Source organism: Aeromonas sp. FDAARGOS 1404 (genome assembly GCF_019047085.1).
Classification (GTDB): Bacteria; Pseudomonadota; Gammaproteobacteria; order Enterobacterales; family Aeromonadaceae; genus Aeromonas; species Aeromonas veronii.
Map to the genome: position 1 here is coordinate 85,050 of NZ_CP077237.1, position 14,605 is coordinate 99,654.

General features: G+C 56.9%; 11 protein-coding genes. 5 read left to right on the forward strand and 6 right to left on the reverse strand.

Annotated elements, in window-relative coordinates:
• The first annotated feature begins 349 nt into the window (after nt 1-349).
• Nucleotides 350-553: a hypothetical protein gene (locus tag I6L34_RS00365; protein ID WP_005352285.1), complete on the forward strand. Its 204-nt coding sequence runs from the start codon at nt 350-352 to the stop codon at nt 551-553.
• A 298-nt stretch (nt 554-851) separates the two neighbouring features.
• On the forward strand, nt 852-1,478 hold the full coding sequence (locus I6L34_RS00370) for a heme-binding beta-barrel domain-containing protein (protein ID WP_043820266.1): 627 nt from the start codon (nt 852-854) through the stop codon (nt 1,476-1,478).
• A gap of 36 nt (nt 1,479-1,514) precedes the next feature.
• Here I6L34_RS00370 and I6L34_RS00375 read toward each other — a convergent pair whose 3' ends face one another.
• The 6 genes from I6L34_RS00375 to cmoM all read right to left on the reverse strand — a co-directional run bounded on the left by I6L34_RS00375 (nt 1,515) and on the right by cmoM (nt 10,150).
• A complete protein-coding gene (locus tag I6L34_RS00375) occupies nt 1,515-2,042 on the reverse strand; it encodes a hypothetical protein (protein WP_234781293.1) in 528 nt (175 codons plus the stop codon).
• 158 nt (nt 2,043-2,200) lie between these two features.
• Complete coding sequence (locus I6L34_RS00380) at nt 2,201-2,587, reverse strand: septal ring lytic transglycosylase RlpA family protein (protein ID WP_058056859.1); 387 nt, start codon at nt 2,585-2,587, stop codon at nt 2,201-2,203.
• Nucleotides 2,588-2,807: 220 nt separating this feature from the next.
• Complete coding sequence (mukB, locus tag I6L34_RS00385; RefSeq protein ID WP_216955344.1) at nt 2,808-7,235, reverse strand: chromosome partition protein MukB; 4,428 nt, start codon at nt 7,233-7,235, stop codon at nt 2,808-2,810.
• A 3-nt stretch (nt 7,236-7,238) separates the two neighbouring features.
• A complete protein-coding gene (gene mukE / locus I6L34_RS00390; RefSeq protein WP_005345759.1) occupies nt 7,239-7,958 on the reverse strand; it encodes a chromosome partition protein MukE in 720 nt (239 codons plus the stop codon).
• On the reverse strand, nt 7,939-9,273 hold the full coding sequence (mukF, locus tag I6L34_RS00395; protein ID WP_058058822.1) for a chromosome partition protein MukF: 1,335 nt from the start codon (nt 9,271-9,273) through the stop codon (nt 7,939-7,941). Before mukF ends, mukE begins: the two co-directional genes overlap by 20 nt.
• Nucleotides 9,274-9,373: 100 nt before the next feature.
• Nucleotides 9,374-10,150, reverse strand: a complete 777-nt coding sequence (gene cmoM / locus I6L34_RS00400) for a tRNA uridine 5-oxyacetic acid(34) methyltransferase CmoM (RefSeq protein ID WP_031227571.1) — start codon at nt 10,148-10,150, stop codon at nt 9,374-9,376.
• Between the two features lie 101 nt (nt 10,151-10,251).
• Here cmoM and elyC point away from each other — a divergent pair, with 101 nt between their 5' ends.
• The 3 genes from elyC (at nt 10,252) to pfkA (ending at nt 13,034) form a co-directional block, all read left to right on the forward strand.
• Complete coding sequence (elyC, locus tag I6L34_RS00405; RefSeq protein WP_058058823.1) at nt 10,252-11,022, forward strand: envelope biogenesis factor ElyC; 771 nt, start codon at nt 10,252-10,254, stop codon at nt 11,020-11,022.
• A 135-nt stretch (nt 11,023-11,157) separates the two neighbouring features.
• Nucleotides 11,158-11,913: a triose-phosphate isomerase gene (tpiA, locus tag I6L34_RS00410; RefSeq protein WP_005336839.1), complete on the forward strand. Its 756-nt coding sequence runs from the start codon at nt 11,158-11,160 to the stop codon at nt 11,911-11,913.
• A gap of 149 nt (nt 11,914-12,062) precedes the next feature.
• On the forward strand, nt 12,063-13,034 hold the full coding sequence (pfkA, locus tag I6L34_RS00415) for a 6-phosphofructokinase (protein ID WP_005336840.1): 972 nt from the start codon (nt 12,063-12,065) through the stop codon (nt 13,032-13,034).
• Nucleotides 13,035-14,605: the final 1,571 nt, after the last annotated feature.

Genomic DNA, 14,605 nt, shown 5'->3' on the forward strand with positions numbered 1-14,605 from the left:
GCAAGCAAGAAAGAGATCAAAAAGAAGATCGCCGCTCGTCTTGAGAAAATTGCCAAGCATGAAGGCAAGATCAAGAAGCTGAAGAAGGCCCTGAAGTAGGGCCCATCGAATAAGAGAAACCGCCAAAAGGCGGTTTTTTCATCCCCCTTTCGCCCCTTTACCATCGTTTTGATACCAATGGCCTTGATGTAAACGCCTCAAGCGCACCTCAGCAGAACAACCCGACTGAAGCCACGCACGTTCACACCGCTGATATTTGGTCTAACAGCGCCAATCGGGCGCCGCGCGTGCCCATGCCAGCAACTACCTTCAACGGAGTGTTTGATATGAGCCAGCAGTGGAGCGCCATATGTACTCTTACACCCTCACCTTCAAGGAAGATGTCGATCGCCTGACCGCCCCCGAGCAGGAGATCACCTTGCAGAGCCCCGCCCAGGCGGGGGATTTTATTATCCTCTCCGACGGCAGCCGCCATCAGGTTATGTTTGTCACCCACCGCGCCCACTACAGCAGCCTCTATCTCGATAAAGGGGTCAGGGTGCCGCAGAGTTAGTGGCTATCGCCTTCAATTGATGGGGCTGAGTGAAATATTCACGCCGGAGACATAATGATCATCGCATCATGTCAATGTTCCTTTATCTCTATCTCGATATATCTGAGGAAGTGCGATGAAAAAATACAACATTGTCTTATATCAAATTCAATTTATTTAGCCACGAAAAAGCAAATCATACCTCACAAAAACGAACCGCCATCACTCAATATCATTGACCACATCCTTGGTGCGTTATAATAATTACTTTGCTGAACATATTTATTCGCAAGTCATTATTAGTGATGGAGTTATCACAATGAATAAAGTTATCTTACCCATAGCATTAATTACCTGTGCCACGCTCGCTCACGCAGAGTCCAGCACTATTATCAACGGTCTGGATTTTGGTCCATTAGCTCAGTTGGCTGGCACATGGAAAAGCACCGATGCTGGTGGTGTAGATGTAGCCCCCGGCCAGGAGGGTAGCAAAGTTGGCAAAGGGGGGCCGGCAGTGGAACCCTTTTACGAAGTCATTACTTTTGAACCGGCTGCCGATGCTAAAAATGCCAGCGAACAATATCTGGTAGCCATGTATTACAAGCAGGAAGTATTCAGAAAAAGTGATAATGGGAAATTTCATGACCAACGCGGTTATCTGATTTATGACAAGACTAATCAGCTTGTTTACAACTCATACTGTATACCTCGTGCAGTCTGTGTGGTCACTGAAGGCAAAGCGGGTAACAAAATCGAGTTCAAGACGGGCAAGCGCGGTATTGCGGAAAGCAATTATATGACCATTAATGATTCCACCACGGATTTCTCGATGACTCTGGACTTCTCTGAGAAAGATCTCCTCAAATACAGTCAAACCACCAACCTGATGGTGTATGGCAAGCCATTCGCACACTCCGATAGTGCATCCCTGACCAAAACCAATTGATGTTTCATGGCCAAGGTATTCATTACCTTGGCTTTTTTATATTCGTCGATAATCTATCCTGATGGCATCCCTATCCCACTCGGGATTGAGCACACCGGCATACCAAAGTGTCAGAATGACATCCATCTGATTGTTATGCTTCACAACCTTGCCGCTCTTACAGGCCGAGATCACTTCCAGCCATAACTGCTCGGGATTGATCGGTTTGGTAATATCCTTGTGTGACAATAAATCAATGGCAGCCAACACATATGCTCTGGTTTTGGTCGCAGCTACATAATGAACTGGCATGATGCAACTGATACAACCAAGACTGCAAAGAGTCAAAAAAGTTACCTTTGGATTATTTTTGAATTTTCCTGTACTGATATCACCACCAAATGCTTCAGCAATAGCCATATCCCAGGCGGTGGCATGCCCATAATTATTCTGCACCATCAGATGAATAGCTCTCAGCGCTGCACCACCATATTTACCATAGATAATCATCACTAATCCCTCCGTTTGCCCCATAGTAAGGCCGAACAGGCGAGATAAGCTAAAATAAATATCAATCACGATCATCGATTTTTTCCATTGATAACAAATCCATTTTTAGCTGAATTAAATATTGATCCATATCAATGTTATATCTTTATCTACCGAAAGGCTGACTGGTCGATGTCAGCCTCCCAATATCATTCATCAACTTCCATTTTCGTGTATAAACAGGTTCACCCAGCCTAGAGCACCTCTATTTTTACTTTGATAATCCCGTCGCGAATATTGGCGATGGAGCCGAAGGCGGATTTGGAAAGGTCGATAATACGCCCGCTTTTAAAGGCGCCGCGATCATTGACCTTGACCACTACGCTCTTGCCGTTGGCGAGGTTGGTGACCCGCACCATGGAACCAAAGGGCAATTCCATATGGGCGGCGCTATTGAGATTGTTGCGATAGAGCTCGCCGCTGGCGGTCTTTTTGCCGTGATAGCGGTCGGCATAATAGCTGGCATAGCCGGTTTCGCTATAGCCGCGCCAGCTGCCGCCGTGGCTCTCGTCATAACGGCTGCTACAGGCCGCCAACAGCAGACAAAGAGATAACAGCAGCCCTTTCTGGATATGTTGCACCTTTCCCCTCTCCTCTCTTCTTCTTTCCACTCTGCGCTATTTTTGCATCTTCGATGCAGCCGGTGACACTGGCGGCATGTTCGCAAGCAACTTCTCGCCTTATTGTCAGGCCGCAGCGATGGTGCGGCTACTTTGCCATATCTTCCATGTAAAAAGGGAGGCAAATGCCTCCCTTTCAACTAGTTACCGGTCATCCCGTGTCGGATGGGCCAGAGACTTCTCAGGCAATCAGCTTGTCGTCGGCGAAGCCGAAGCCCCGCAGACCCACCACATGCACGTGTTCGTGCTTGCCCTGCACCTTGCGGATGAGCTTGTAGGTCGTGCCCTTCTCGGGGCTGATGTTCTCCGGCGCCGCGATAAGCAGCTGCATATCCTGCCGCTCGCACAGCTCGAACAGGGTGGCGATGGATTTGCCATCCAGACGGGCCGCTTCGTCGAGGAACAACAGACGGCACGGGGCGATATCCTTGCCGCGCAGACGGCGGGACTCCTCCTCCCAGCTGATCAGTACCATCAAGAGGATGGCCTGACCGGTACCGATCGCCTCACCGGTGGAAAGCGCACCGCTCTCGGCACGCAGCCAGCCATCGGCCCCGCGCTGCACCTCAATCTCCAGCTCCAGGTAGTTGCGATAGTCGAGCAGCACGTCACCCATCACCTGATAGCTGCGATCCCCCTGCTCGATCTGCGGATTGAGGCGCTGGAACAGCTTGGCCATCGCCTCGGAGAAGCTGAGCTCCTTGTCGGCGAACAGATCGTTGTGCATGGCGGTTTGATCGGCCAGCGCCGTCAGCAGTCGGGTATGGGCCTCGCGGATATTGACGTTGAGGCGCACCCCGCGCACCAGACCGAAGGCGATGTTCTGCAAGCCCTGGTTGAGCACCCGGATGCGGTTCTGCTCGCGGCGGATGATGTTGGTGATCTTGGCCGCCACCTCGTGGGAGGAGAGCGACAGATGGGTTTCCCGCTGCTTGAGCTCGTCAGCCAGACGGGCCAGCTCGATCTCCATCTCTTCGATCGCCTCGACCGGATCATCGGAGCGGATGATGTCGTTGCGAATGCGATCCTTGAGGTAGCGGTAGACCTGCACATAGAAGGCGACCTTCTGCTCGGTGCTGCGGTTGCCCTCCGACAGTCGCAGCGCATCGCGCAGGGCCTCGTCGTGGGCCACCGCCACCCGCAGGGCGCCGAGGGCCTTGTCCGACATGGAGCGCAGCTCGTCGCTGTCGAGGTAGGCCAGTTCACGCTTGTTGAGGCGCTTCTCGACATCGGTCTCCCGCGCCAGACGCACCACCCGTGACCAGCTCGCCTTGTGACCCACCAGAGATTTACGGGCGCTGTAGTAATCCTTGCCTTCGAGCTTGAGACGACCGCCAAGGGATTCGATCTCGCGCTTGGTTACCTGCAACTGGGCCTCGGCGCTGGTGCGACGGGAACGGGTGCGGATCAGCAGCTCTTCGATCTCTTTCTTGTGGGCGCGCGCCTTCTCTTCCATATCGTCAGAGAGGGTCAGCCCCATGGCCGCCAGCTCCTGCTCGAACTCGGTCAGGGTCTGGCGCTTGGCCTCGACGCTGGAGTTGAGCGCAGTGCGCAGCTGCAACGCCTCGGTGTGGCGCTGGGCAATCTGCTTGTGCTGCTCGCCAGCGGTACGGGCCGCCAGCTCAGCCGCTTTCAGCTTCTCTTTGAGTCGCTCGCTCATCTCGGAGGCCTTGCCCAGCAGGTCTTGTGCATCCTGATAGGCAAAGTGCGGCAGACGGGCGACCAGCTGATCGAGGGCGTAGCAACGGCGTTTCTGCTCGGCCAGCAGGTCGCTCACCTCATCATAGGCAGCCTGCAGCGCAGCCAGATCCTGCGGATCCTGACGCAGCACCTGCACCATGGATTCCAGTTTTTCCAGCGACTTGCCGTGTTTGGCGATAAAGGCTTCGGCCTGTTTCAGGGCTTCCACATCGGCGTGAGCCGCCTCGAGGCGGGCCGCCAGATCAGTCTCGGCAAACAGGTGGGCAAACGGCAGCATGCCCTGCACCAGCTGGATATGGCGGGTCAGCTGGGCGGCGGCCGCTTTGGCCTCGGCCAGCTGCTTGTCGCACTCACCGATGGCACCTTGCAGCGCGCGCAGTTCGGCCTGTTTGGCCTGCACTTCGGCTTCGGGGTCGGGGCGGAAGGCGATATCCAGATGCTGACCGATAAAGTCGCGGAAGTGACCGTAGAGACGGTGATACTTCTGCTGCTCAAACGCGGCCTTGGCGTAGCCCTCGATGAGACCTTCGCGCTCAAGGTCGAGCTGCTCGATCCGTTTTTCCCGCGCGGCGCGACCAAACAGCGGCAGCTCGGGGTAGCGGGAGAAGCGCACCTGACGCTTGCTGGTGCGCACCAGCACGGCATCCCCCAGCTCGTCCGCTTCCACCAGATCCTCGTCAAAGGAGTCGGGGTTGCCCTGAATCAGGTAGATATCCTCCGGGCAATCTTCCAGCTTTTTCAGCCGCTCGATGGCGCCCTCAAGGTCGAGCACCACCAAAGCGCTGCGAGCCGGGCCGTAGAGCGCCGAGTAGTAAGGGGCATCGTCGATGGAGATATCGTCATAGACGTCGGAGAGCAGCACGCCCCCCACTTGCTCGGCAATGCGGGCAAGACGGGGATCCGCCTCGCCGGCTCCCAGCTGCAGGTTGCGAATTTGCAGCTCCAGCGCCTGTTTCTGCGCCGCGATGCGATTGCTCTCCTGCTCGAACTCGCGCTCCTTGTCGAGCACAGTCTGCATACCGGCCGAAAGCTCTTCGGCGGTGGCAAGCGGCAGGCCGCTCTGCTCGCGCAGCTGCTCGAGCTTTTCAAAGGATTTGAGCCAGCGTGGCGCAAGCTTGGTGAGCTCCGCAATATCGCGGCCCAGCTGGGTGCCCTGATGCTCGAGGCTGGCGCGGCGCTGATTCACCTCCGCCTGCTGCTCGGAGAGCTCCTCCTGACGGGTGCGTTGGGCTTCGAGGAAGATCTCCAGCTCATCGCTGCTGGCAATTAGCTGACCAGAGGCCTGCTGCAGCTCGTCACGCAACTTGAAGAGACTCTTCTGGCTTTCGCTCTCTTTCTCGAGGCGAGCCAGCGCAGCGCGCAGCCCCTGCCCCTGGGCAATGCGGGCCTTGTCTTCGATGTGACGCTTGAGCAGCGCCTGCGCGGTAGGCCAGGCGGCCTCGCGCACTGTTTTCGGCGCGATGCTGAGCAGCAGCGCCAGCGCCGCTTCGTGCTCGGCCACTGCCGCCTTGGCCAGTGCCAGCTGTTGCTCGGCCCCCAGCACCCGGCTGGTGAGGCTCTGCTCGGCTGCGCGGAACTGGTGCAGGGTGTCGCTCGCCTGTTCGGCGGTCAGCCCCGGCAGCTCGCACTGCTCGCGGGCAGCATCGAGGGCCTGCACCGCCTGACGGTACTGGATGGCGCGGGTCTGCTGAATATCGAGCGCCTGCTGGTAGTCGGCCAGCTGGGTCTTGAGGCTATCTACCTCGGCCTGCGCCAGCTCCTTGCGCTCTTCTACCTCCAGCAGCTGGCCGTGGATCTCCTCCACCACCGCCTGCTGCTGTTCGAGTTTGTCGGAGAGATCCGCCAGATCGGCGCGATACATCTCGATCTTCTTCTGCAGAGAAACCGCCGCCATCACCTTTGCCAGATGCTCGGAGGCAGACTCCAGCTCGTCGGTCAGCAGTTTCTCACGGTTGGTGAGCTGCTCCACCTCGTCGGCCAGATAGATGGCGCGCTGTTTCTCTTCTGCCAGAATGCGGCGCTTGTCGGCCAGCTCCTGGCGCGCCTTGAGGGCCAGCTCGGAGAGGCGGCTCTTCTCGGCGGCGTTGCGCACATAGTCGGCGGCCACATAGTGGGTGGTCTCTGTGATCAGGTTCTTGAACAGATCCCGCTGACCTTGCGTCTCCTTGATCGCCTCCAGCGTGCGGCGGTTTTCATAGATGGCCGCCTCCATGTCTGCAAACGCCTTGCGCACCCCGGAGTTCTCCGGCAGCAGGTATTCGCGCAGGGAACGGCTGATGGACGAGGAGATGCCGCCGTAGAGGGAAGCCTCGATCAGGCGATAGAACTTGCCGCGATCTTTTTGATCACGCAGTTTCTTCGGGGTGATGCCGAACTCGAACATGAAGTTGTGATAGTCGGTCACCGTATTGAATTTGGCGACTTTCAGCGCCCCCAGCTCGGCGGCCGCCCCTTTCAGGTCGGTAAAGGCACGTACCCGCCCCTTGCCGCCATCAAGCTTCTCCAGCAGCAGATCGGTCGGTGCCAGATTCTCCGGCACATCCACCAGCGCAAACGGGGTGATGTTGACCTTGTTGTCACGGTTGGCCACCTGTTCGAGGTGCACGCCGACCCAGATCCGCTGTTCGCGGCTGTTCATCACTTCCAGCAGGGAATAGCAGTGGCCGCGCTGCAGCTTGCCGTAGAGCCCCTTGTCACGGGAGGCGCTGCTCGATCCCGCTTCCGTGGTATTGCGGAAATGGAGCAATGACTGGTCGGGGATGAGCGCCGCGATAAAGGCCGCCATGGTGGTGGACTTGCCCGCGCCGTTGCCGCCGGAAAGAGTGGTGACCAGCTGGTCGAGATCGAAGGTCCGGGCAAAGAAGCCGTTCCAGTTGACCATGGTCAGGGATTTGAACTTGCCTCGCACCGGTTATACCTCCAGATCCAGTTGTTCTTCATCGAGATCCGCCTCGATGTCATCAAAGAGCGAGTCGCTGCTCGGCATTTCGTCGTCGTGGAAGATGGCTTCCCCCTCCTGGATCATCCGCAGCTGGACGGCGCGCGGATCTTCATCGGAACGCACGTCGGCGGCGAAACGGAACACCGATTCGTTGACCCGGAATTTATCCCCGTTGCCAAGAGCGGTGATCATGCCAAGGCGGCGCAGACGGCGCATGGATGTACGGATCTTTTCGAGCAACTTCTTCTTGTCGAGATCGGTACCGCCGGAGCGGCTGTTGACCATCCGCAGCAGCTGCTTCTCGTCGGCGAGGCTCAGCACCTCTTCTTGCAGCTCGGCCATGGCGAATACCCCTTCCGAAGCCAGACGATCCGGGCTCAGGTAGAGGTAGCAGAGCACCTTGCCCACCAGCATATCGAGCTCGGAGAGCACAGTGGTGCCGATGTCGGAGCTCGGGCGCGGACGCAGGTAGAAGAAGCCTTCCGGCGCCTTGATCAGCTCCACCTGATAGCGGCCGTAGAAGATCTCCAGCTCGCTGTGATATTCGACCAGCGCCGAATGCTGCTCGAACTCGTCGGCACTGATGTGGCGACCGGAGCGCAAGGCGGTGTCGATGCGCGGAAACAAGGGGTTGGCAATCGCCTCTGCGAGCCGCAGCGGCAAGGGAAACTCAGTATTGATCAATGACATAGGCCTGAACCTTGGATCCAGCTTGGTTAATGGGTTTCCATGCGGGTTGGCGATGCAGTTCGCGCTCGCCGCTGGCATGGCCCAGGCGCACGGCCTGGTCGATCAGAAGACGCGCCACATCGAAGTGGGCATGAGCCGGATAGTCCAGCAGGTATTCGCGCAGCACATCGGCCAGATCCAGCTGCTGGCCCTGCTCGGGATAGCGGGCCAGATAGCGCTCGATCCGCTCGGCCAGCTCCTGGTTGATGTCCACCATCTCCATGTACTCCATCTCGAGGGGCACCTCACCGGTCACCTCCTCGTCGTGGATGGCGATGGTTTCGTCGCGCAGCTCCAGCAGACGGGGCTCTTCGGCCACCCGCAGCTGCCAGTTGTGCTGCTCGAAATTGCGGATGGACTCGCGCAGCCGCTGGCTGAAGGCACGGTTCTTGTCCATGTCGATGGCGTTGCGGATAAATTTGTGGACGTGTCTGTCGTAGCGGGACCAGAGCTCGATGCACTGCTGACCCCAGCTGGTGATGACGTCAAGACGACCTTGCAAGGCGTGGGTGAGCTCCTCGACATGGAACAGATCGTCGCGCCCCTGCGCCGCTTCCTGAATGTTGAGCAGCCCCGCCTGCAGGCGGTGGCCGGCAGCGTCCAGGGTATCTTGCAGCTCGCGCAGGGTCTGGCCGGTCTCGTGCAGCAGCTTTTCGCAGCTGTGAATGGCATCGACCCAGTTCTGGGTCAGCAGGGCCGCGATTTCGCTTTTGACCTGATTCTGCTGCTCATCCATGGCGCGCTGGGTGAGATCGATGCGCCCCAAGGTCTCTTCCAGCGAGAAGGTGAGGCGCGGCAGCACCTCGGCATCCCACTGCTCGCGGGTGTTGGTCTCGAGCGCCGCCTTGCGGGCGGTGTCGAGCTCGGCAGCCAGGTGTTCGAGCAGAATGGAGAGCTTGATGGAGTCAACCTGACGCTGATCCATAAAGAAGTCGACGATGCTCACACCCAGGCGCGACAGACGGTAGAGGCTCTCCCCCGCCACCATGTCGGTGTTGAAGCGCGACAGCAGCTGCTGGCGAATGAGATCGTTGATGGCATTGTTGGCGCGACCGGTGAGGGTCTCGTCCATCTGGCCGAAGGCGCTGCTGACATAGCCAAAGGCGTCGTGCAGCGCCGCTTCCGACAAATCCGACTCATCTTCGGACAGGGTCTTGATTGCAATCAGAAAGGCCAGCCGGTCGGTCGGCAGGCTCAACGCCAACCCCTCCTGCCTGACCCACCCTACTAGCTCCGGCAAAGAACGCTCTGGCAGGGTACGGGATGTACTCATCATGATGTTGTCATCTCGTTGTTGTATTGGGCGCAAAATCGTGCTCGCGGCTACATCCGGTAGCATCGAAAACATGGTTCACATCGACGTGAACAGCGAGCAATCAGCTGGCCGGCTTCTGGGCCATCACATGGATATAGCGGCCGAGGGCGACAAAAGGCTCCTGACGGCAATATTGCTGCTCCATGGCCAGCAGATCGTCGAACTTCTCCACCTGATCCTGCTTGTGACGCATATAGTCGTGGATCACCCGCACCCCGGTCTTGCCGATGATGCGCAGCCCCCCGCGACCAATCCAGTCATAGACCTGTTCCGGCAACTGGGGATTGGTGGGCGTAAGCGCTGTCTGGCGCTTCTTGCGAAGGCCAAGGCGTACATAGTCAAAATTGCCCACCACCAGGCTCTGGAACAGCAAGCCATGACGGTTATAGAAAAGCAGCGACAGTATGCCCCCGGCATTGACGAAAGGGAACAGACCCAGCAAGGTCTGGCGCGGCTCGGCAAGCCACTCCAGCACCGCATGGCAGAGCACCAGATCAAAGGTCCCGGTCACGTGTTGCTTCAGATCCTGAATGGGGCAATGGATGAGACGGATTTTGTCTTCCAGCCCCTTCTCGGCGATCTGGCTGCGGGCCAGTTCCAGCATTTCTGCTGACAGATCGCACAGCTCCACCTGATGGCCCATGGCCGCCAGCTTCTGGGCAAAATAGCCAAAACCGCCCCCCGCATCGAGGATGCGCAGCGGTCGGTTGCCAAGGCGGGCCAGGCAGGCTTCGATGTCGCTCCAGACAATGGTGGTGCGGATGCGCCCCTTGGTGGAGTCGTAAATGTTGCGAGCGAACTTGTCGGCGCGCCCGTCAAAACTCTGATCGTGCTTCAAGGAGAAACTCAACATTAGCGCCACAGGGTTGTGGCCATCCCAAAAAAGAGAGGTATTCTGTCACATCCCGAATTTGCTGAAAACTCAAGGAAGTGTCTGCCGTGTTTGTGCTCAAAAAGTGGCTTGGTCAGCTGTTGATGCCGCTCCCCTTCTCCCTCTCCCTGCTGCTGCTCGCCCTGCTGCTGCTCTGGTTCACCCGTTTTCAGAAAACCGGCAAGCTGCTGGCCACCCTCTCGCTGCTCATTGTGGCGCTGATGGGGATGCGGCCGGTGAGCTATGAACTGGCCCGCGGGCTGGAGCAGACCTACCCGCCGTTCGAGGTGAGCCAGCATCCCAACATCGAGGCCATCGTGGTGCTCGGCAATGGTCATGTCAGCGACCCGGCGGTGCCGATGCGCAGTTGGCAGAACAATATCGCCCTGGCCCGCACCCTCGAAGGGGTTCGCCTCGCCCAGGCCTATCCGGACGCCGAGCTGGTGTTCTCCGGCTATGTATCGGGGGATACGCTCTCCAATGCCGAGGTCAATGCCCGGATGGCCGAGAGCCTTGGCATATCCCGTTCGCGAATGACGTTGTTTGAAAACAACAAAGACACTCATGATGAAGCGGTCAGTATCAGCCGCCATCTGAAAGGAAAAGAGGTGGCACTGGTTAGTTCGGCCACTCATTTGCCACGTGCCATGGCCCTCTATCAGGGTCAGGGACTCAAGGCCGTGCCGGCCCCCACCGACTACACCGCCAAGCAGAGCCAGGTACCCCAGCCGCTCTACAGTTATTTGCCCAAAGGGCGTTATTTGATGTATTCCGAAGCTGCCATCCACGAATGGATTGGGGTATGGTGGGCTCGCTTGCGGGGGCAGGTTAACGAATGAGCGATCAAGCGTTTCATTCCTGATTTGGATCAGGAAAGCGAAAAAAAATTACGTCATTTGCCGCCGGGTCAGCTATCTTGGGCTCGGTTCAATTCATATAATGTCGCGCAATCAAATGCCTAGGAGATATACAAGATGAGACAGCACCTGGTAATGGGTAACTGGAAACTGAACGGCACCAAGGCTTCTGTAGAAGCTCTGATCAAAGGACTGACCCCGGCTGCTGCCGCTCATCCTTCTGTGCAAGTCGCCGTCTGCCCGCCGGTTATCTTTTTGGGTCTGGTTGAGCAACTGACCGCTGGCAGCAAGATTGCCTACGGTGCCCAGAACGCTGACGTTCACGAGTCTGGTGCCTTCACCGGCGAAAACGCCCCCTCCATGCTGAAAGCCTTTGGTTGCACCTACTCTCTGGTCGGCCACAGCGAGCGTCGTACCCTGCACGCAGAGACTGACGACGTGGTTGCTGCCAAGTACGAAGCGATCCAGAAAGGCGGCCTGGTGCCGGTTCTGTGCATCGGTGAAACTCTGGAGCAGTTCGAAGCCGGCGTGACCAAGAACGTGGTTGAGACCCAGCTGAAAGCCGTTATCGACCGTTGCGGCATCGCTTCCTTCAACAACGCCGTTATCGCTTACGAGCCGGTATGGGCCATCGGTACTGGCAAGACTGCCACTCCGGAGATCGCTCAGTCCGTTCACGCTCACATCCGTCAGTACCTGGCCGGTTTTGATGCCGCCGTTGCTGCCAAAGTACAGATCCTGTACGGCGGTTCCGTCACTGGCGCCACTGCAGCCGACCTGTTCGGTCAGCCGGACATCGACGGTGGCCTGGTCGGTGGTGCGTCCCTGAAAGTGGACGACTTCTCCCAGATCATCGCTGGCGCTGCCAAGTAATCGCTGATTACGGCAAAGAGAGGGGCTCGTCCCCTCTCTTGTATCGCTTTTCCTATGGTGGCCCCCGCATCCCATATGAAAGCCGATATAGTAAAAGTGGCTTGTCTATTTAAACATTCGTATTTGACAACTCAGATCCAGAGGCACTCATGACCAAACAAATCAAACGTATTGGTGTTTTGACCAGTGGTGGCGACGCACCGGGTATGAACGCAGCCATTCGCGCCGTGGTTCGCGCCGGTTTGCATCATGGCCTGGAAGTTTACGGTATTTATGATGGCTACCTCGGTCTGCACCAGGATCGCATCGTCAAGCTGGAGCGTCACAGCGTCTCCGACGTGGTGAACCGTGGTGGTACTTTCCTCGGCTCCGCCCGTTTCCCTGCTTTCAAAGACCCCGCTGTGCGCGCCGAAGCGATCGAAAACCTGAAAAAACACGGTATCGATGCGCTGGTCGTCATCGGTGGTGACGGCTCCTACATGGGGGCCAAGAAGCTGACTGAAGAGGGTTTCCCCTGCATCGGCCTGCCGGGCACCATCGACAACGACATCGCCGGTACCGACTTCACCATCGGCTTTGATACTGCCCTGAACGTGGTGGTTGACGCCATCGACCGCCTGCGCGACACCTGCAGCTCCCACCACCGTATCTCCGTGGTCGAGATCATGGGTCGCCACTGTGGCGATCTGGCCATGTCTGCCGCCGTTGCCGGTGGTGCCGAGTATGTGATCGTGCCGGAAGTAGCCTTCGACAAAGAGAAGCTGCTCAAGCAGATCAAGGAAGGCGAAGCCAAGGGCAAGAAGCACGCCATCATCACCATCTGTGAACATGTGACCGACGTGAACGCCCTGGCTAAAGACATCGAAGCCCTGACCGGTCGTGAAACCCGCGCCACCATCCTGGGCCACATCCAGCGTGGCGGCGCCCCGACTGCCCGTGACCGCATCATGTCCAGCCGTATGGGTGCCTACGCCGTTGAGCAGCTGCTGGCTGGCCACGGTGGTCGCTGCGTCGGTATTCAGCGCAACGAGCTGGTACACCACGACATCATCGACTGCATCGAGAACATGAAGCGTCCGTTCGATCAGGAGCTTTACAACCTCTCCACCACCCTGTTCTAAGCCACGCGGCTTTTAACCGGCTGTTGATGACAAAAACCCTCCATCGGAGGGTTTTTTAATATCTTACAAAAACGGGTGCATCGGCACGCTGTGTGCCCCTCACCATACGGGTTGCCTGATTACCAACCCTTGCGCCATCTGACTGATCACCAGCCTTCCCCTCCTCACACCAACCAGCATCAGCCTACGAACAGAGTTCCGGTATTGTCGTGGATGTTTTATCACTGCGAACCGGCTTGCGTTGACCTGCGCTCTGTCGCCCCTGAAGCGAGCTTGTTCAGCCTCCTCGTCATACGCCGCTTTTTATATCTCAATCTTGTAGAAGGGACTCAGATATCTTCCCCAACCATGCTCCGGCGCAGTTCTCGTATTGCACTCACATGACTCACGCAGATGCACCGGCTACGCAAATCGCTACTCGCGCCCAGCCCAGCCCAGCCCAGCCCAGCCAGAGAATACGCCTCTGGCCTATTGCGCACCTCACTCTTGCTGCGGCCATGTCTCTTCCGAGGCCAACGGGGAAATTGGCGGTGATTAAACAGCCAGCTGCCACTCTGTATCCCCCCGATGCACCGCTCTCCTCCCTATGTCCCCAGTGTATTGCTGTAAAAATGCGGAGACTCCTGACTGATAAAGTGATGGTGCGACAAGGGTTGGCAACCAGACTCTCTCCATAGACTTCTTTTGGATGGGCTATCTACGTCAGGAATCGTCAAGTCATTGCCTTGCACACTTTTTATGGCCTCAATGACACTATTACGAGGGTGAAAACTTATAAAATGCCACTTAAGCTCCATACAAAACCCTTCACCAAACCAACCAACAGCTCACCAACTAATTGAATTTAAATGAAATAACCATAAAAACAGAATCTTGAATGCCTAACATGCCATGACAGGTGATAAAATCAGCTCAATATGACAAAAATAGCCATCTCAACCAACCACGCACATAAATCAGCTATTTTATCAACTTACACCTTGTTTTACCCCCTTGTTATGGTATCTTGACTACATCAACCAACAACTTAGGGAGAGAAAAATGAAAGAGTTTGTCGTCACTGCCGTTTTCACGGTGTTTTTCACCCTGGTTGCTGTCTCTCTGCCCTCACTGTCACAGTTCTGAGCCGGATAGAGAGGCATCAATCCGGACCGGCCCTCTTTGCCATGTCTGTTTAATCGCCACCAACTGGCGCTTTTCAGTAATAATGCCGAGATGGTCAACATAGATATGATTTTATCACGTTGACGCTGTTTCTTTCGCCACAAGGGTGTAACCAGGATGGTTTAACCATATGGCCTGATGGAGTAGAACCAGCAGCAAATCATATCCGAGGGGAGCGAGGCTCCCCTTTTTGTTACCCGCCGTTTGACAATCCCCTACCCCGGCATCTACAACAGGCCGGTTGACGCCATACGGCCCATACCCACAACTGATGTTTTCCCCTCCTGTACTCTCCATTCAACACAGCTAAATCCGTCAGCAATCTCTTGTGCACACCTTTGCTCTGATACTTGTCAGGCAGATATAAAAAAGCCCCCGCCATCATGGCAGGGGCTCGCGTTACGCAG

Bases quoted from the DNA above. Each gene is read 5' to 3' on its own strand.
- mukF (WP_058058822.1), bottom strand. From the start codon at position 9,273: ATGATGAGTACATCCCGTACCCTGCCAGAGCGTTCTTTGCCGGAGCTA.
- I6L34_RS00375 (WP_234781293.1), bottom strand. From the start codon at position 2,042: ATGATCGTGATTGATATTTATTTTAGCTTATCTCGCCTGTTCGGCCTT.
- mukE (WP_005345759.1), bottom strand. From the start codon at position 7,958: ATGTCATTGATCAATACTGAGTTTCCCTTGCCGCTGCGGCTCGCAGAG.
- I6L34_RS00370 (WP_043820266.1), top strand. From the start codon at position 852: ATGAATAAAGTTATCTTACCCATAGCATTAATTACCTGTGCCACGCTC.
- I6L34_RS00365 (WP_005352285.1), top strand. From the start codon at position 350: ATGTACTCTTACACCCTCACCTTCAAGGAAGATGTCGATCGCCTGACC.
- pfkA (WP_005336840.1), top strand. From the start codon at position 12,063: ATGACCAAACAAATCAAACGTATTGGTGTTTTGACCAGTGGTGGCGAC.
- tpiA (WP_005336839.1), top strand. From the start codon at position 11,158: ATGAGACAGCACCTGGTAATGGGTAACTGGAAACTGAACGGCACCAAG.